The organism is Streptomyces sp. CAU 1734 (genome assembly GCF_039888735.1).
GTDB lineage: Bacteria > Actinomycetota > Actinomycetes > Streptomycetales > Streptomycetaceae > Streptomyces.
The window spans coordinates 1-17355 of sequence record NZ_JBDQQP010000021.1 but is presented as its reverse complement, the minus strand read 5'-3'; the positions used below and the strand labels follow the sequence as shown (position 1 = coordinate 17355).

Here is a 17355-nt window from a genome sequence, read left to right as displayed (position 1 = left end):
CCGCCTCACTGGCCGTCGTTGACGGTGGCTCTGGGCACCGCACTGCCGCCGACACCCCAGGTGTCGAGGATCTTCTTGTAGCCGCCGTCGTCGATGAGGCCCTGGAGGGCCTTCTGGACGGCGTCGCGGAGTCCGCTCTGGTTCTTCGCCACGGCGATGCCCCAGGGCGCGGTGCCGTACTGGGTGGGCAGGACCCGGTAGGCCGTGTTCTTCTTGGCGAACATCTGGGCGACGGGATAGTCGACGATGGTGGCGACGGCTCGCCCGCTGCCGAGCTGGAGCAGGCCGGTGGGGGCGTCCTCGCTCTGCGAGATGCGCATCTTCTCCGTGCATTTGGCGTTCTGCTCCTCGCCGATGGCGAGGTTGGAGCTGCCCTTGGCGAGGACCACGGCCTTTCCGCAGAGGTCCGCCAGGGTCTTGATCCCCTGGGGGTTCTTCTTCTCCGTCATGATCACGCCGCCGGTGCGGAAGTAGTCGACGAAGTCGACGGCCTGCCGGCGCTGGGGGCTGTCGGTCATGGACGACATCACCAGGTCGAAGCGGCCCGATTTCAGTCCGGGGATCAGTCCGTCGAATGCCGCGTTGGTGAGTTCGAGTTCGAGCCCGAGTTCGCCGGCGATGGCCTCGGCCAGATCGGGGTCGACACCGGTCAGTTCGGTGGTGCCGGGCTTGTACATCTCCATCGGCGGGTACCCGACGGCGGTGGCGACCCGGAGCACACCGCTCTTCTTGTACTGGGCCGGCAGCAGCTCGGCGGCGGTCCCGGATCCTCCCCCGGCGGCGGGCTCGCCGCCGGAGCCCGGTCCGGCCTTGTCGGAGCGGCCACAGGCGGTGGCCCCGAGAGCGACGGCCGCCAGCAGGACAGTGGCGGTCAGACGTCTGAGGTTTGTCATCGTTTCTCCCTCATGCGGTGACGGTGCGCCGATGCTGGCAGCCCGATTGCCGTGAATGGAAGATGATGAAGCTATTCATGCCTGAGCATCACTTTTGGTACCGCTTCGCCCTGCGGCGCCGATTCACGCGCGGCCGTGCGCGATAAAGGGATATTGGTCCAGACCTTTACGGAAGTGGATACGAACTTATAACGTGTCATCCGATGCAAGCGCATGCCGCCGTTTCATCAACCCCCCACAAGGAGTTACACGTTGACAGGCATTCTGTCGGCGTCCATCACGCCGCACATGAGGGCACACAAGCCTCCGGAGCGCTCCGGAGTGACGCGCCCGCCTCAGCCCCACTCCCCCGACGACGACTCCGGACCAGGGACCGGGTCTCCGCGACCACCGTTCGCACACCTCACGCCCCGTAACCGGCGAACCCCCACCTCGCCGGTGCCGAGCGCGAGCCCGAACGGCCCGTCCGCCGGGACCGGTCACGCCGGCCTGCCACCGATCCGAGTGGATCACGCCGCGATTCCCGCGTACCCGCCGGCAGTCCGGACCGGCGCCGACGGCATGAGACCCGCGCGGACCACCGCGTACCCACCCCAGCGGCGTACGGGCCGCCACTGACCACCGCGCCGCCGGATGCCGCCGGGCACCCGGCGGTGTCGACCACGCCCGGGTAACGGCACACCGTCCGAGGGGCGGCCGGAACACCTCACCGTCCACGGGGGACGGCACGGGGCCGGCGGACATCAACTCACCGCCGGGACACGACACTTCGGCCACCGCTCCGGGCGGCGACCGCCCGACCCGGCACTTTCCGTACCGCACCGTGACGCGGCCTCCACCGCGCCGCGGTGTCCCCTCATCGACACCCTGGGGACCCGCGCTCGACCGGCGCGGCAGGGCGTGCGACAGCGATCCCCGCGACTCGATCCGGAGACGTCCCCTCCCCGGGCGCCGTCCCGCGGCCCATCGATCGAGACGGAAACGAACGGCTCCCGCCCGTGCCGAGCGCGCGGCGGGCCGCCCGCGGGGACCCACGTCATCAGGAAGGACTCCACCATGACGGGTCACATCGGAGGACGGACCGGCACCACCACGCGGGAGAGCGTCACCGAGCACCCCCTCCACATGGACCGGCCGGGGAGGCTCCCGCGGAGCCGGGCCGTCCTCAGCACCGCACTGGGTCACTACCGCCCGCACAGCACCACCGTGATCAGAGTCTCCGTCGGTCTCATCTTCATCTGGTTCGGGGCGATGAAGTTCGTGCCGAGCGCCAGCCCGGCGGAGGATGTCGCCACCAGAACCATGGACATCCTCTGCTTCGGCCTGGTCCCGATGGAGGCCACCCGCCCGCTGCTGGCCCTCTTCGAGACCACCATCGGCGTGGGCCTGCTGACCGGGATCCTGCTCCGCCCGGTGCTCGTCGCCTTCTTCCTCCACATGGCCGGGACCTTCTCAGCCCTGCTCTTCCTCCCCGGGGAGATGTGGGACGGGCAGCTGGCCACTCCCACCCTGGAGGGCCAGTACGTGATCAAGAACGTGGTGCTGATCGCCGCCTGCCTGGCCGTGGCGGCCGATGAACGCCTCGCCCGCCCCGCCCGGACCGCCGAACGCACGGCCCGCGCCGCGCGCCACCGCAGGGCCGCCGGATAGCGACCGCATCACCAGGGGCCGGGATCGCCGATGACGCCCGGACTCACGCACGGGGGCGGCCCCCGCGACACGTTGTCGCGGGGGCCGCGCCGTTTCGCCGGTGCCGCGGGGCGGGAATCCGGCGGTTCATCCCTTCCCGGCGGTTCACCCCTTCCCTGCGGTGATGTCACACCGCCCGTCGGTGCAGGACCGCTTCAGCCGCCCCATCGACACCGTCCGCACCAGCCCGATCGTCCAGCACATCGGACAGCCCCGCAGCGCCAGCAGCCCCAGCGGTGCCAGGAGCAGGCTCCAGACGCCGACCGCGGGCAACAGCAGCACCGACCCCGCCAGGGCGCCGAAACCCGCCGCCCCGCGCACCAGATGGCGCGGGACCGAGGTGCTCGCGAAGGCGGGAGGAGGGCCGGCCATCAGTGCTCTCCCCCGGTACGCAGACCGGCCCGCAGGGTCGCGCGGGCCCGGTGCAGGCGGGACTTCATCGCGGCCGGGGTCAGGCCGAGGGCGGCGGCCGTCGCGCGGCCGCTGCGGCCCTGGATGTCGCGCATGATCAGTACCTGGCGCTGGTCGGCGGGGAGCGCGAGGATCGCGTTCACCACCCAGTCCGCCTCCAGGCGTTCCAGTACCTCCTCCTCGGCCGAGGGGCCCTCGCGCGGCGGGGCGGCGGACTCCTCCGGGCGGCGCAACTGCTTCACCCGGCGCAGGCATTCATTGCGGACGATCCGGAACATCCAGGAGGACAGCGCGCCGGCCGCCCGCAGCATCCCGATCTTCCGGTAGAGGATGATCAGCGCCTCCTGCGCCGCGTCCTCCGCGTCCTCGGGTGAGGCGCACAGCGAGTGGGCGAAGCGGCGCACATGCGGATGGGAGCCGGAGACCAGCGCCGCCGTCGCCTCGGGGTCGCCGCCCTGGGCGGCCATGACCAGCTGTTCGCCGGGCCAGGTCGGGTCAGCCACGGGAGCGCGCCCGGCGGCGGAGCACGAGGACCGTGCAGAGGCAGATGAGTACAGCCGCGGTTGTGACGGCAGCGACGAGCATGAGGACCTCCGTGTTCACCGCCCACCATGGTGTGGGCACATGTATGAGAGGCACGAGGGGCGCCGGAGGATTCACCCGGCTTCCGGGCGGCGTGGTTCGACCGCCGGACGGGCCGTACCTGGGCGGGGCCGGGCGCACCCCGGCCAGTAAAGTTCCGGTTGCACGGGCCGTCGAGGCCGGTGTGCCCCGACGCGTCCGGCGTCGGCCGTCCCAGAGCAAGGAACCCGGCCGTGACTTCCGTACCACCAGCCCCATCCGCGTCCGCCCCGGGGATCGTGACCGCGGTCGGGATCGGGGCCGACGGGTGGGCGGGGCTGCCGGAGACCTCGCGGGCGGCGCTGGCCGGGGCCGAGGTGCTGATCGGCGGGGCGCGGCAGCTTGAGCTGGTGCCGGAGTCCTGTGCCGGGGAGCGGGTGGCCTGGCCGTCGCCGCTGCGGCCCGCCGTGGCCGGGCTCCTGGCGGCGCATGCGGGGCGCCGGATCGCCGTGCTGGCCAGTGGTGACCCCATGTTCCACGGCATCGGGCGGGCCCTCGCCGAAGAGGTGGGGGCGGAGCGCCTGCGAGTGCTGCCCCATCCGTCGTCCGTCTCCCTCGCGTGTGCCCGGCTCGGCTGGCCGGTGGAGGAGACCGAGATCGTCAGCGCCGTCGGCCGGCCGCTCGCGCGGCTCGCCGCGGTGCTCCACGACGGCCGCCGGGTCCTGGTGCTGAGCGCGGGTGCCGCCACCCCCGGCGAGGTGGCCGGGCTGCTGCGGGAGCGCGGTTTCGGGGCGAGTCCGATGCGGGTGCTCGCCCGGCTCGGCGCCCCGGACGAGACGGTGACGGCGGGCACGGCCGAGGGCTGGGACGCACCGCCGGGCGCCGCGCTGAACATCGTCGCCGTCGAGTGCCGGCGCGACCCGGGGACACCGCGGCTCGGTGCCGTGCCCGGGCTGCCGGACGAGGCGTACGAGCACGACGGCCAGCTCACCAAGAGGTACGTGCGCGCCGCGACCCTCGCCGCGCTGGCGCCCGCCCCCGGGGAGCTGCTGTGGGACATCGGCGGCGGCTCCGGCTCGATCGCCGTCGAGTGGATGCGCGCCCACCCCTCCTGCCGTGCCCTGAGTGTGGAGCGCGATCCGGTGCGCGCCGCCCGGATCGGCGGCAACGCGGAACGCCTCGGGGTGCCCGCGCTCGATGTCGTGACCGGCCGGGCACCCGCCGCGCTGGCCGGACTGCCGGTGCCGGACGCCGTGTTCATCGGCGGCGGGCTGACCGCGCCCGGGATGGTCGGCGCCTGCTGGGACGCGCTGCCGCCGGGCGGCCGGCTGGTGGCCAACACCGTCACCCTGGAGTCCGAGGCGGTGCTGACCGAGTGGTACCGGCGGCACGGCGGCGAACTCGTCCGGCTCGCGGTCGCCCACGCGGTGCCGGTCGGCGGCTTCACCGGCTGGCGGCAGGCGATGCCGGTGACCCAGTGGTCCGTCACCAAGCCGTCCCCCTCGCTCGCGCACGTCCCCTCAGGAGAGATCGCATGACCGTGTACTTCATCGGCGCCGGACCCGGCGCCGCCGACCTGATCACGGTGCGCGGCGCCCGGACGCTGGCCGCCTGCCGGGTCTGTCTGTACGCGGGGAGCCTGGTCCCGGCGGAGCTGCTGGCCGAGTGCCCGCCGGACGCCCGGCTGGTGGACACCGCGCGGCTCAATCTGGACGAGATCACCGCCGAGCTGATCGCCGCGCACGAGGCCGGGCACGATGTGGCCCGGCTGCACTCCGGTGACCCCTCGGTCTTCAGCGCGGTCGCCGAGCAGATGCGGCGGCTGGACGCGGCGGGGGTGCCCTATGAGGTGGTGCCCGGGGTGCCCGCCTTCGCGGCCGCGGCGGCGGCGCTCAAGCGGGAGCTGACGGTGCCCACGGTCGGCCAGACCGTCATCCTCACCCGGGTCGCCAACCGGGCCACCGCGATGCCGGCGGGCGAGGATCTGGCCACCCTGGGGCGGAGCGGAGCGCTGATCGTGCTCCATCTCGCGATGCGGTACACGGAGCGGGTGGTGGCGGAGCTGACACCGCACTACGGCGCCGACTGCCCGGCCGCCGTGGTCGCGCTGGCCTCCCGGCCGGATGAGCTGGTGCTGCGCGGCACGCTGGAGACCATCGCCGACCAGGTGAGGGAGGCGGGGGTGCTGCGGACCGCCGTCATCATGGTCGGCCGGACGCTGGGCGCCGTGCAGTTCGGCGACAGCCATCTGTATTCGGCCGGCCGCGAGCGGCACGCGTGCCTGCCGCCGGCCGTCGCTCCGCCCCGGTGAGCGGGGGTCCGGTGTGCATGTACTGATTCTGGGCGGGACGACGGAGGCCCGGGGGCTGGCGGAGCTGCTGTGCGCCCCGGCCGGGACGTCCGCCGCGCCGCCTCGGGTGACCAGTTCGCTCGCCGGGCGGGTCGCCGCGCCCCGGCTGCCGCCGGGTGAGGTCCGGGTGGGCGGTTTCGGCGGGGCGGACGGGCTGGCGCGGTGGCTGCGCGAGCACCGGGTGGATCTGCTGGTCGACGCCACGCACCCGTTCGCCGGCACCATGAGCTTCCACGCGGCCGGGGCGGCGGCGGCCGGCGGCGTACCGCTGCTGGCACTGCGCAGGCCCGGGTGGACGGCGGTCGAGGGGGACGACTGGCACACGGCGGGATCGCTGGAGGAGGCCGCCGGGATGCTGCCCGCGCTCGGGCGGCGGGTGTTCCTCACCACCGGCCGCACCGGTCTGCCGGCCTTCGCCGGGCTCGACGCGCTCTGGTTTCTCGTCCGCTCCGTCGATCCGCCCGAGGGGCCGTGTCCCGCGCGGATGGAGGTGCTGCCGGCCCGGGGGCCCTTCACGCTCGCCGGGGAGCGGGAGCTGCTGCGCAGGCACCGTGTCGATGTGGTGGTGACCAAGGACAGCGGGGGTGCGGCGACCGCGCCGAAGCTGACGGCCGCCCGGGAGGCCGGACTGCCGGTGGTGGTGGTCCGCAGGCCGCCGGCGCCCGGCGGGATCCCGGTCGTGCCGGACGCCGGGGCGGCGGCCCGGTGGGTACGGGAACGGCTCGGCGCGGGATCTCCGCAGAGCCGCCCGGCGGCTCCGTGAAACTGTTGGTGCAGCACGCACGCATCGGATGGGATAGCGCCATGAAGCGGGTGGAGATCGAACTGTTCACGGACGGCGGGAATGACGCCGTGGTGCGGATGCCGGGCCGCCAGTTCCCCGGGATCGTGGTGCAGGGCGATTCGCTCAGTGTGCTCCGCGGCGATCTCGCCGAGGTGCTGGACGCCTGTGACCAGGGCGATCTCGCTCTGGCGCGGGAGACCGCGGGCTATCTGGCCGCCGATCTCGATGCCCTGCTCGCGCGGTATGCCGCGGCTCTGGAGGCCCACGGGATCCCCCGGCCGTACTGACCGCGACCGCCTCCGGCCCCTCTCACCAGAGGGCCCGGAGGCGTCGGGGGTCAGCGTTCCGGGTAGCGGCGCGGGGTCCAGACGATCCGCTCGCCGTTTCCGCGCCGTACGGTCCGGGTCTGCGAGGAGCCGATCAGCAGCACGGTGCGCATGTCGACCTCCGCCGGGTCGAGTTCGCCGAGGGCCACGATCCGTACGGACTCCTCCGGACCGCCGATGTCCCGGCCGAGTACCACCGGGGTCTCCGCGGCGCGGATCTCCAGGAGCAGGTCACGGGCCTTGCCCACCTGCCAGGTGCGGCTCCTGGAGCCCGGGTTGTAGAGCGCGAGCACCAGATCGGCCGACGCGGCGGCGCGCAGCCGTTCGGCGATGACCTCCCAGGGTTTGAGGCGGTCGGAGAGCGAGATCGTGGCGTAGTCGTGGCCGAGCGGCGCGCCCGCGCGGGCGGCGGCGGCGTTGGCCGCGGTCACTCCGGGCAGCACGCGCACCGGCACATCCGCGTACTCGGGCCGTGCGGCGACCTCCAGTACGGCGGTGGCCATCGCGAAGATTCCCGGGTCGCCGCCGGAGACCACCGCCACCCGGCGTCCGCGCATCGCCAGTTGGAGCGCGAACTCGGCGCGCTCGGACTCGACCCGGTTGTCGGAGCAGTGCCGGAGCTGCCCCGGACGCACCGGCACCCGGTCCACATAGGTGACATAGCCGACCAGATCATCGGCGGCGGCCAGCGCGCCCCGGCTCTCGGGGGTGAGCCAGAGCGGTCCGGCCGGTCCGGTACCGACCACGACGACCTCGCCCCGGGTGTGCTCCCTCGGCGCGGCGTCGATCCGGCTCGGCAGTACGGCCACCGAGAAATACGGCACCGACTCGGGGTCGATCGCGGCCAGCGCGCCGGTGCGCTCGCCCGGCATGGTGGCGCGCTCGACATAGCGGGCCTCGTCCAGCCGGCCGGAGCTCTCCAGCGCGCCGCGCACCTTGGTGAAGGTGCGGCCCAGCTTCATCACGACCGCGGAGTCGGTGGCCGCGAGACGTGCGGTGAGCTCTTCCTCGGGCAGGGTGCCGGGGAGGATGGTGAGCACCTCATCGGCCTCCACCAGCGGCTCGCCGAGCCGGGCGGCGGCGGCGCTCACCGAGGTCACACCGGGGATCACCTCGGTCGGATAGCGGTGGGCCAGCCGCTTGTGCATGTGCTGGTAGGAGCCGTAGAAGAGCGGGTCGCCCTCCGCGAGCACGGCCACGGTGCGCCCGGCGTCGAGATGGACGGCCAGCCTGGCCGCCGCCTCCTCGTAGAAGTCGTTGAGGGCGCCCCGGTAGCCGCCGGGGTGGTCGGTGGTCTCCGTGGTGAGCGGATAGACCAGCGGTTCCTCGATGTGATCGGCGCGGAGGTGCTTCGCGGCGATCGAGCGGGCGATGGAGCGGCCGTGCCGGGCCGAGTGGTACGCGACCACATCGGCCGCGGCGATGACCTCCACGGCCCGTACGGTCATCAGCGACGGATCGCCGGGCCCGAGCCCGACTCCGTACAGCAGGACCTTGCCGCCGGCTGGCATGTTCACTCCTCCTCGCTGGCGATGGCGTTGAGCGCGGCGGCGGCTATGGCGCTGCCGCCGCGCCGGCCGCGCACGACCAGGTGTTCCAGGCCGGACGGGTGCGCGGCGAGCGCGTCCTTGGACTCGGCGGCTCCGATGAAGCCGACCGGTACACCGATGACCGCGGCGGGGCGGGGGGCGCCGGCCTCGATCATTTCGAGCAGCCGGAAGAGGGCGGTGGGGGCGTTGCCGACGGCGACCACGGCGCCGTCGAGCCGGTCGAGCCAGAGGTCGAGCGCGGCGGCGCTCCGGGTGGTGCCGAGGCGGGCGGCGAGCGCGGGCACCGAGGGGTCGGAGAGGGTGCAGATCACCTCGTTGTCCGCGGGGAGCCGTTTGCGGGTGACCCCGCTGGCGACCATGGCCACATCACAGAGGACGGGCGCGCCGGCGCGCAGCGCCTCGCGGGCGCGGGCCACCACCCCCGGGGTCCAGGCCAGATCGCGTACCAGGTCCACCATGCCGCAGGCGTGGATCATGCGTACCGCGACCTGGCTGACATCGGCGGGCAGTCCCGCGAGATCCGCCTCGGCGCGGATGGTGGCGAAGGACTGGCGGTAGATCGCCGGTCCGTCTTTCTCGTACTCGAACACTCTGCTGTCACTTTCTTCGTTCTGTTCGGGAGGCCGGTGCCGGGGCGGCGGGTCAGCCTTGGGGGCGGCGGGCGGTGCGCACCGCGTCCGCGAGTTCGGCGGGATCGTCGAGGAGGGCCGTGCCGGTGACGGTGCCGGTGACGCGGACCCGGGTGACCCGGTATCCGCCGGGGACCGCGAGCACATCGGTCCACTCCCCGTGGGGGTGGCCGCACCGGCGTTCACAGCCGGACCAGTACACGGGGAGCGCCACCGCTCCGGGGGGCGGGGCGGCGGCGGGTCCGGTCTCCCGCGCCGCGGCGCGCACATCGGCGAGGGATTTGGCACAGCCCGGCCGGCCGATACAGGCGCCGACACCGGTCCAGGGGGACTCCGGCCCGGTGATCAGCCCGGCGGCGGCGAGCGCGGCGAGCCGGGCGTCCGCCTCTCCGGGCGCCAGCCCCGGAATGATCACCCCGCGCCACGGGGTCAGCCGGAGCCGGCCGTTGCCGTACCGGCGGGCGGTGTCGGTCAGGATCCGCCACTGGCCGGGGGTGATCCGGCCGAGGGGGACACCGACGCTGAGCGCGACGCGGGTGGGGGGCTCGGGTGTCCTCGGGGTCGTGGTCGTGCCGCCGGTGTCCGCGGGCGGGTGCGCCGGACCGCTGTCCGGGTCCGCCGGGGCGGGCAACGGCGTTACGGGGCGGGCCGCACCGGCACCGTGCGGCGGCCGGGCCGGCGCCGGCGTCCCGGCGGCGTACGCGGGACCACCGTCCCCGGTGGAGGGCGCCGGTGGTACGGGCCCGGCCGCGTGCGGTGAGCGCACCGGCACGGACTCCGGAGCACGCGGTACGCCCCCGTCCGCGCCCGCACCGGCGGTGTCGGCGTCGGCGTCGGCGGGTGAGCGCACCGGACCACCGTCCGCCGCGGCGGGCAACGGCGATACGGAGCGGGCCGCACCGGTCTCGTCCGGGAGCCGCACCGGACCGCCCGCACCCGCCGGAGGCGGCGTCACGGCCCCCGGAGCACCCGCTCCCTCCCCGTCCGTACCCGGCACGGCGGCGCCGGCGGACGGGCGCACCGCACCGCCATCGGCTGCGGCGGACAACGGCGACACGGGCCCGGCCGCTTCGGTCTCGTCCGAACCACCCGCCCCGGCGGCGCCGGCGGACGGGCGCACCGCACCGCCATCGGCGACGGCGGACAACGACGGCACGAGCCCGATCGCGTCGGCCCCGCGCGCGGCGCCCGGAGCACCCACTCCCTCTCCGGCGGGATCCGCGCCGCCCAGCACGCCGTGCGCGGGCGGGGACACCTCCGCCGGGCGGGGGTGGTCGACGGTTCCCAGGACCGTGATTCCGGCCGACCGCAGCGCGGCCAGGACCGCGTCCGGCAACCCCGCGCCCGAGTGCGGCAGATCGGCGACCCGCCAGGCGCCCGCCCCCTCGGCGGCCGCGGAGAAATCGGCAGCCGCCGAGAGAAAGGTTTCGGCGGCGAGCAGCGCGGCGCGCGGGGCTTCCGCCGCCGGGAGCAGGACGAGGGTCGGGGTGCCCCCGACCCGCAGGGCGGCCGTGCCCCGGTCGCGGGCGAGGAGGGTGAGGTCGGCGCCGAGGGCGTCCACATCGCCCCGGCCGTCGTCCACCGCGAAGAGGAAGCGGCCGGAGAGAGCGGCGGCGCGCTCGCTGCCGCACAGAAGGGCGTCCAGGCGCGCGGGCCAGTCCCCGGTGTCCGTCCGGGACCGGTCGGCGGGGCGGTCGAGACCGGCGAGCGGGGAGGCGACGATGTTCCGCATCCGCTCGTGCGCCGGGGAGGGCAGCAGCCCGGACCGGCCGAGCAGCCGGGCGAGTTCGCCGCCGCACTCACCGCCGAGGCCGCGCAGCTGCACATTGCCGCGCGAGGTGAGATGGAGGTCGCCGTCCCCCAGCCCGAGGGCCGCGTCCGCGAGGGTGTCCGCCTGAGCCGTGGTCAGCTCTCCGCCGGGTATTCGGACCCGTGCGAGGGCGCCGTCGTCCGCGCTGTGCAGACGGAGCGAACCCGGGCAGGCGTCATCCCGGCCCCGGAACGGGGCTTTCTCTGCGAGGATGGCGTCGCTGGGGTTGGTCGGCATGGCGGCGAGCATACCGACCTCATCCCAGCCGGTATGAGGCACACCCGCTCAGTGACCCTTACTATGCCTATCGGCGGGCCACCCGGCCCGCCATCGCCGCAGCAGGCGACAGGGGAGGAAGCCCGGTGTGAATCCGGCGCGGTCCCGCCACTGTGAACCCGGCCGTACCCGGAGCCGGTGAGCCAGGAACTCCCGTCGCCCGACACCGCCCGGGGCGTGGACACCCCGAGGAAGGCCGAACGCGCATGATACTGCTTCTGTCGACGTCGGACACCGACCTGCTCAGCGCACGCGCCGCGGGGGGCCCGGTGGCCTACCGCTGGGCCAACCCCGCCCGCCTCCCGCTGGACGAGCTCCCCCAACTGCTGGACGGCGCGGAACTCGTGGTGGTCCGCCTGCTGGGCGGGGTGCGCGCCTGGGAGGAGGGGCTCGACCAGGTGCGCGCGAGCGGGCTGCCGCTGGTGGTGCTCACCGGCGAACAGGCTCCGGACGCCTCGCTGATGGCGGCCTCCACGGTTCCGGTCGGCCTGGCCGCCGAGGCCCATGCCTATCTGGCACACGGCGGACCGGACAATCTCGAACAACTCGCCCGATTCCTCTCCGACACCGTGCTGCTGACCGGCCACGGCTTCGAGGCACCGGCCTCCGCGCCCTCCTGGGGCCCGCTGGAGCGCACCCCCCGGAGCACCGGCACAGGCACAGGGACAGGCACAGGGACAGGCACAGGGAACACCACCATCGCGGTGCTCTACTACCGCGCGCACCACATGAGCGGGAACACGGCTTTCGTGGACGCCCTCTGCGGCGCGATCGAGGACGCGGGCGCGCGGGCGCTGCCCCTCTACGTGGCCTCGCTGCGCGCCCCCGAGCCGGAGCTGATCGAGGAGCTGCGGGCGGCGGACGCCATCGTCACCACGGTGCTCGCGGCGGGCGGCACCAAGCCCGCCGAGGCGTCCGCGGGCGGTGACGACGACTCCTGGGACGCGGGCGCGCTGACCGGACTCGACGTACCGATCCTCCAGGCGCTCTGTCTGACCGGGTCGCGCGGCGACTGGGAGCGGAACGACGAGGGTGTCTCGCCGCTGGACGCCGCGAGCCAGATCGCGGTGCCGGAGTTCGACGGGCGGCTGATCACCGTGCCGTTCTCCTTCAAGGAGATCGACGCGGACGGGCTCCCGGCCTATGTGGCCGACCCCGAACGGGCGGCGCGGGTCGCCGGGATCGCGGTCCGGCACGCGCGGCTGCGCCACATACCGGCGGCGGAGAAGCGCATCGCCCTGGTGCTCTCCGCCTACCCGACCAAGCACTCCCGGATCGGCAACGCGGTCGGTCTCGACACCCCCGCGAGCGCGGTCGCGCTGCTGCGCCGGCTGCGCGAGGAGGGATACGACTTCGGGAACGCCGAGACCGACGGTGCGGTTCCCGGGCTCGCCTCCGGCGACGGCGACGAACTGATCCGCGAGCTGATCGAGGCGGGCGGCCACGACCAGAACTGGCTCACCGAGGAGCAGCTGGCCCGCAACCCGGTCCGCATCCCGGCCGCCGACTACCGGCGCTGGTACGCGACGCTCCCCGAGGAGCTGCGCACGGCGGTGGAGGAGCACTGGGGTCCGGCCCCGGGCGAGATGTTCCTGGACCGCAGCCGCAATCCGGAGGGCGACATCGTCCTCGCGGCGCTGCGGCGCGGCAATCTGCTGATCGTCATCCAGCCGCCGCGCGGCTTCGGCGAGAACCCGATCGCGATCTACCACGACCCCGATCTGCCGCCGTCGCACCACTACCTCGCCGCCTACCGGTGGATCGCGGCCGCCGCCGAGGACGGCGGTTTCGGCGCCGACGCCATGATCCACCTGGGCAAGCACGGCAATCTCGAATGGCTGCCCGGCAAGAACGCCGGTCTCTCCGCCGCCTGCGGACCGGACGCGGCGCTGGGCGATCTGCCCCTCGTCTACCCCTTCCTGGTCAATGACCCGGGCGAGGGCACCCAGGCCAAGCGCCGGGTGCACGCGACCCTGGTCGACCATCTGGTGCCGCCGATGGCGCGGGCCGACTCCTACGGGGACATCGCCCGGCTGGAGCAGCTGCTCGACGAGTACGCGCAGATCTCCTCCATGGACCCGGCGAAGCTCCCGGCGATCCGTGCCCAGATCTGGACGCTGATCCAGGCCGCCCGGCTCGACCACGACCTCGGTCTCGCGGACCGCCCGGACGACGACGGCTTCGACGACTTCCTGCTCCATGTCGACGGCTGGCTCTGCGAGGTCAAGGACGCCCAGATCCGGGACGGGCTGCATGTGCTCGGCCAGGCGCCGGCCGGTGCCGACCGGGTCAATCTGGTCCTCGCGATTCTGCGGGCCCGTCAGATCTGGGGCGGCACCCAGGCGCTGCCGGGGCTGCGGGAGGCGCTGGGACTCGACGAGTCGGCGGCCACCCGCACCACGGCGGACGCGGCGGAGGAGGCGGCCAGGGCGCTCGTCCAGGCGATGGACGACGCCGGATGGGACCCGGCGGCGGTGCCGGACGGGCACGGCGATGCGGTCGCGGACATTCTGCGGTTCGCGGCCCTGGAGGTGGTGCCCCGGCTCGCGGCGACCACCGATGAGCTCGACCATGTCGTCCACGCGCTGAACGGCGGCTTCGTCCCGGCGGGCCCGTCCGGCTCGCCCCTGCGCGGGCTCGTCAATGTCCTGCCGACCGGCCGGAACTTCTACTCGGTCGACCCCAAGGCGATTCCGTCCCGGCTGGCCTGGGAGACCGGGCAGGCGCTGGCGGACTCCCTCCTCGACCGCTACCGCACGGACAACGGCGACTGGCCGACCTCGGTGGGGCTCTCCCTCTGGGGTACGAGCGCGATGCGCACCGCCGGTGACGATGTGGCCGAGGCCCTCGCACTGCTGGGCGTACGGCCGGTCTGGGACGACGCGTCCCGCCGGGTGACCGGGCTGGAGGCGATTCCGCTCGCGGACCTCGGCCGTCCCCGTGTCGATGTGACCCTGCGGATCTCCGGCTTCTTCCGGGACGCCTTCCCGCACACCATCGGGCTGCTGGACGACGCCGTGCGCCTGGCCGCGGGGCTCGACGAGCCGGCGGAGAGCAATTTCATCCGCGCCCACGCCCAGGCGGATCTGGCGGAGCACGGCGACGAGCGCCGGGCCACCACCCGTATCTTCGGCTCCCGTCCCGGCACCTACGGCGCGGGGCTGCTCCAGCTGATCGACTCCCAGAACTGGCGCACCGACGCCGATCTCGCGGAGGTCTACACGGTGTGGGGCGGCTATGCCTACGGCAGGGAGCTGGAGGGCCGTCCGGCCAGGGCCGAGATGGAGACGGCGTACAAGCGGATCGCGGTGGCGGCGAAGAACACCGACACCCGTGAGCACGACATCGCGGACTCGGACGACTACTTCCAGTACCACGGCGGCATGGTGGCCACCGTCCGCGCGCTGCGGGGCACCGCCCCGGAGGCGTACATCGGTGACTCCACCCGCCCCGAGACGGTCCGCACCCGCACGCTGGTGGAGGAGACCTCCCGGGTCTTCCGGGCCCGGGTGGTGAACCCCAAGTGGATCGAGGCGATGCGCCGCCACGGCTACAAGGGAGCCTTCGAGCTGGCGGCGACGGTCGACTACCTCTTCGGCTACGACGCCACGACGGGTGTGGTGGCCGACTGGATGTACGACAAGCTCACCGAGACCTATGTCCTGGACCCGGTGAACCAGAAGTTCCTCCAGGAGGCCAACCCCTGGGCGCTGCACGGGATCGCGGAGCGGCTGCTGGAGGCGGAGTCGCGCGGCATGTGGGCCACTCCCGATCCGGAGACGCTGGCCGCGCTGCGCGCCGTCTACCTGGAGACGGAAGGACGGCTGGAGGGCGACGACGCCTGACCCGGTGGCGGGATGCGGTACGGATGCGGCACGCCCGCATCCGTACCGCGCGGCCCGGTCCTCACGGCTCGCTCCGCACGGCGCACGGCGCGCGGGAAGAATCATCGCGACCCCCCGGTTGGTAGAAACGTGAACAACTCTGGGGTGCGTGAGATCGATGTGGTGGTCATCGGCGCCGGGCAGGCGGGGCTCTCGGCCGCCCACCATCTGCGCCGGACCGGCCTGGTCCCGGACCGGGACTTCGTGGTGCTCGACCACTCGCCCCGGCCGGGCGGCGCCTGGCAGTACCGCTGGCCCTCGCTGACCTACGGCAGGGTGCACGGCATGCACGCCCTGCCCGGCATGGAGCTCACCGGCGCGGACGGGTCCCGGCCCTCCTCCGAGGTGATCGGCGAGTACTTCGCGGCGTACGAGGAGCGCTTCGGCCTGCGGGTGCACCGGCCCGTCGCGGTCTCCTCGGTGCGGGAGGGGGACGGCGGCCGGCTGCTGGTCGACAGCTCCGAGGGGATCTGGTCGGCGCGGGCGGTCGTCAGCGCCACCGGCACCTGGGACCGGCCCTTCGTGCCGCGCCACCCGGGGCAGGAGACCTTCCTCGGGCGGCAGCTGCACACCGCCGGATACCGGGGTCCCGGGGAGTTCGCCGGGCAGCGGGTGATCGTGGTGGGCGGGGGCGCGTCGGGGACCCAGCATCTGATGGAGATCGCGCCGTACGCGGCGGAGACCACCTGGGTGACCCGCCGGCCGCCCGTCTTCGTGGAGGGCACCTTCGACCAGGAGGCGGGCCGGGCGGCGGTGGCGCGGGTGGAGGAGCGGGTACGGCTGGGGCTGCCGCCGCTCAGTGTCGTCTCGGTGACCGGGCTGCCGCTCAATGACGCCGTCCGGCGGGCCCGGGAGGAGGGGGTGCTGGACCGGCTGCCGATGTTCGACCGGATCACCGCCTCCGGGGTGGCCTGGGACGACGGCGCCACCGGCCCGGTCTCCGCCGATGTGATCCTGTGGGCGACCGGCTTCCGGCCGGCGACCGGCCATCTCGCCCCGCTGCGGCTGCGCGAGCCGGGCGGCGGGATCCGGATGGACGGCACCCGTGCCGTCCGGGATCCCCGGGTCCATCTGGTCGGGTACGGGCCCTCCGCCTCCACCATCGGCGCCAACCGGGCCGGGCGGGCGGCGGTCCGCGAGATCGGGCGGCTGCTGGAGCGCGAGCCCGCGCCGGCGGGGTGAGCCCGGAACGGCCCGCTCAGGAGGCGACCGGAAGGGACGCCCGCGCGTCGCTGCGCACCAGTGCCGCATAGCGGCCGTCCAGATCGAGCAGCTGCTGATGGGTGCCCTGCTCGGCGATGCGGCCCGCGTCGAGCACGACGATGGAGTCGGCGCCCCGCACGGTGGAGAGCCGGTGCGCGATGGTGATGGTGGTGCGGCCCGCGGAGAGCGCGTCGATGGCCTGCTGCACCGCCCGCTCGGTACGGGTGTCGAGCGCGCTGGTCGCCTCGTCCAGGATCAGTACCGGCGGGTCGCGCAGAATGGTGCGGGCGATGGCCAGCCGCTGCTTCTCGCCGCCGGAGAACCGGTGCCCGCGCTCCCCCACCAGGGTGTCGTAGCCGTCCGGGAGTGCCGCGATGTGGTCGTGGATCTGTGCGGCGCGGGCCGCCGCCTCGATCTCCGCGCCGGTGGCGTCCGGCTTGGCGAAGCGGAGGTTGTCGGCGACCGAGGCGTGGAAGAGATAGGTCTCCTGGGAGACGACTCCCACCGCCCGGGCCAGGGTGTCGAAGTCCAGCTCGCGCACATCCACGCCGTCGAGGGTGACCCTGCCGCCGGTGACGTCGTAGAGCCGGGGCACCAGATGGCTGAGGGTGGACTTGCCGGATCCGGTGGGACCGACGACCGCGAGGCTGCCGCCGGCCGGGACGGTCACCTCCACATCGTCCAGCGTCCGGCGCTCCTGACCGGGCTCGTAGGAGAAGACGACCTTCTCGAAGCGGACCTCGCCCCGGATCGTCTCCAGCCGGACCGGCTGCTCGGGCTCGGTGATGTCCACGGGCAGATCCAGATACTCGAAGATGCGCTGGAAGAGCGCGAGCGAGGTCTGCATGTCGACACCGGTGGAGAGCAGGCTGAACATTGAGAAAGCACGTAGTCTCTTCAAGTCTCCTCACACATGGAGTTCCCTTGGCTGAAGATCAGGAAGTCACGGCCCGTGCCGAGTTGGCCGCCCACCGCAGGATGCTCGCATC

At 73.8% G+C, this 17355-nt stretch carries 12 protein-coding genes, 3 pseudogenes and 1 riboswitch; of the genes and pseudogenes, 7 read left to right on the top strand and 8 right to left on the bottom strand.

Annotation, left to right across the window (positions count from 1 at the left end):
* Nucleotides 1–5: 5 nt before the first annotated feature.
* On the bottom strand, nucleotides 6–893 hold the full coding sequence (locus AAFN69_RS30900; RefSeq protein WP_347732190.1) for an ABC transporter substrate-binding protein: 888 nt from the start codon (nucleotides 891–893) through the stop codon (nucleotides 6–8).
* A gap of 1056 nt (nucleotides 894–1949) precedes the next feature.
* On the opposite strand from AAFN69_RS30900, the gene AAFN69_RS30895 reads away from it, so the two are divergent.
* A complete protein-coding gene (locus AAFN69_RS30895) occupies nucleotides 1950–2543 on the top strand; it encodes a DoxX family protein (RefSeq protein ID WP_347732189.1) in 594 nt (197 codons plus the stop codon).
* 144 nt (nucleotides 2544–2687) lie between these two features.
* Here AAFN69_RS30895 and AAFN69_RS30890 read toward each other — a convergent pair whose 3' ends face one another.
* Complete coding sequence (locus tag AAFN69_RS30890; protein WP_347732188.1) at nucleotides 2688–2954, bottom strand: hypothetical protein; 267 nt, start codon at nucleotides 2952–2954, stop codon at nucleotides 2688–2690.
* A complete protein-coding gene (locus AAFN69_RS30885) occupies nucleotides 2954–3496 on the bottom strand; it encodes a sigma-70 family RNA polymerase sigma factor (protein ID WP_347732187.1) in 543 nt (180 codons plus the stop codon). Before AAFN69_RS30885 ends, AAFN69_RS30890 begins: the two co-directional genes overlap by 1 nt.
* A 312-nt stretch (nucleotides 3497–3808) precedes the next feature.
* Between AAFN69_RS30885 and cbiE the strand changes: the two genes are divergently transcribed.
* The 4 genes from cbiE to AAFN69_RS30865 are packed head-to-tail and all read left to right on the top strand — an operon-like array spanning nucleotide 3809 to nucleotide 6975.
* Complete coding sequence (cbiE, locus tag AAFN69_RS30880; protein WP_347732186.1) at nucleotides 3809–5092, top strand: precorrin-6y C5,15-methyltransferase (decarboxylating) subunit CbiE; 1284 nt, start codon at nucleotides 3809–3811, stop codon at nucleotides 5090–5092.
* Nucleotides 5089–5865 (top strand): precorrin-4 C(11)-methyltransferase, encoded by a 777-nt coding sequence (cobM, locus tag AAFN69_RS30875; RefSeq protein ID WP_347732185.1) that lies wholly within the window; start codon nucleotides 5089–5091, stop codon nucleotides 5863–5865. The genes cbiE and cobM overlap by 4 nt, the downstream gene beginning before the upstream one ends.
* 13 nt (nucleotides 5866–5878) lie before the next feature.
* On the top strand, nucleotides 5879–6667 hold the full coding sequence (locus AAFN69_RS30870; RefSeq protein ID WP_347732184.1) for a cobalt-precorrin-6A reductase: 789 nt from the start codon (nucleotides 5879–5881) through the stop codon (nucleotides 6665–6667).
* Nucleotides 6668–6708: 41 nt separating this feature from the next.
* Nucleotides 6709–6975, top strand: a complete 267-nt coding sequence (locus AAFN69_RS30865) for a hypothetical protein (RefSeq protein WP_347732183.1) — start codon at nucleotides 6709–6711, stop codon at nucleotides 6973–6975.
* Between the two features lie 50 nt (nucleotides 6976–7025).
* Here AAFN69_RS30865 and AAFN69_RS30860 read toward each other — a convergent pair whose 3' ends face one another.
* The 4 genes and pseudogenes from AAFN69_RS30860 to AAFN69_RS30845 form a co-directional block, all read right to left on the bottom strand.
* A complete protein-coding gene (locus tag AAFN69_RS30860) occupies nucleotides 7026–8525 on the bottom strand; it encodes a precorrin-2 C(20)-methyltransferase (RefSeq protein WP_347732279.1) in 1500 nt (499 codons plus the stop codon).
* A gap of 2 nt (nucleotides 8526–8527) precedes the next feature.
* Complete coding sequence (locus AAFN69_RS30855) at nucleotides 8528–9154, bottom strand: precorrin-8X methylmutase (RefSeq protein WP_347732182.1); 627 nt, start codon at nucleotides 9152–9154, stop codon at nucleotides 8528–8530.
* A 52-nt stretch (nucleotides 9155–9206) separates the two neighbouring features.
* Nucleotides 9207–9722 (bottom strand): annotated as a pseudogene (locus tag AAFN69_RS30850) (hypothetical protein); the annotation flags it as partial.
* A gap of 822 nt (nucleotides 9723–10544) precedes the next feature.
* Nucleotides 10545–11240, bottom strand: a pseudogene (locus AAFN69_RS30845) (hypothetical protein); the annotation flags it as partial.
* Between the two features lie 114 nt (nucleotides 11241–11354).
* A riboswitch (cobalamin riboswitch) is annotated at nucleotides 11355–11432 on the top strand.
* 53 nt (nucleotides 11433–11485) lie between these two features.
* Between AAFN69_RS30845 and cobN the strand changes: the two are divergent.
* Entirely contained in the window at nucleotides 11486–15124 is a 3639-nt protein-coding gene (gene cobN, locus AAFN69_RS30840) for a cobaltochelatase subunit CobN (protein ID WP_347732181.1), read from the top strand.
* 129 nt (nucleotides 15125–15253) lie between these two features.
* Complete coding sequence (locus AAFN69_RS30835) at nucleotides 15254–16345, top strand: NAD(P)-binding domain-containing protein (RefSeq protein ID WP_347732180.1); 1092 nt, start codon at nucleotides 15254–15256, stop codon at nucleotides 16343–16345.
* Between the two features lie 16 nt (nucleotides 16346–16361).
* Here the strand turns inward: AAFN69_RS30835 and AAFN69_RS30830 are convergent.
* A pseudogene (locus tag AAFN69_RS30830) lies at nucleotides 16362–17237 on the bottom strand (ATP-binding cassette domain-containing protein); the annotation flags it as partial.
* Nucleotides 17238–17355 lie beyond the last annotated feature (118 nt).

What these genes read in the sequence shown, in the direction of transcription:
- AAFN69_RS30900 (WP_347732190.1), bottom strand. Translation starts at nt 893, where the DNA reads ATGACAAACCTCAGACGTCTGACCGCCACTGTCCTGCTGGCGGCCGTC.
- AAFN69_RS30895 (WP_347732189.1), top strand. Translation starts at nt 1,950, where the DNA reads ATGACGGGTCACATCGGAGGACGGACCGGCACCACCACGCGGGAGAGC.
- AAFN69_RS30890 (WP_347732188.1), bottom strand. Translation starts at nt 2,954, where the DNA reads ATGGCCGGCCCTCCTCCCGCCTTCGCGAGCACCTCGGTCCCGCGCCAT.
- cobM (WP_347732185.1), top strand. Translation starts at nt 5,089, where the DNA reads ATGACCGTGTACTTCATCGGCGCCGGACCCGGCGCCGCCGACCTGATC.
- AAFN69_RS30865 (WP_347732183.1), top strand. Translation starts at nt 6,709, where the DNA reads ATGAAGCGGGTGGAGATCGAACTGTTCACGGACGGCGGGAATGACGCC.
- AAFN69_RS30860 (WP_347732279.1), bottom strand. Translation starts at nt 8,525, where the DNA reads ATGCCAGCCGGCGGCAAGGTCCTGCTGTACGGAGTCGGGCTCGGGCCC.
- cobN (WP_347732181.1), top strand. Translation starts at nt 11,486, where the DNA reads ATGATACTGCTTCTGTCGACGTCGGACACCGACCTGCTCAGCGCACGC.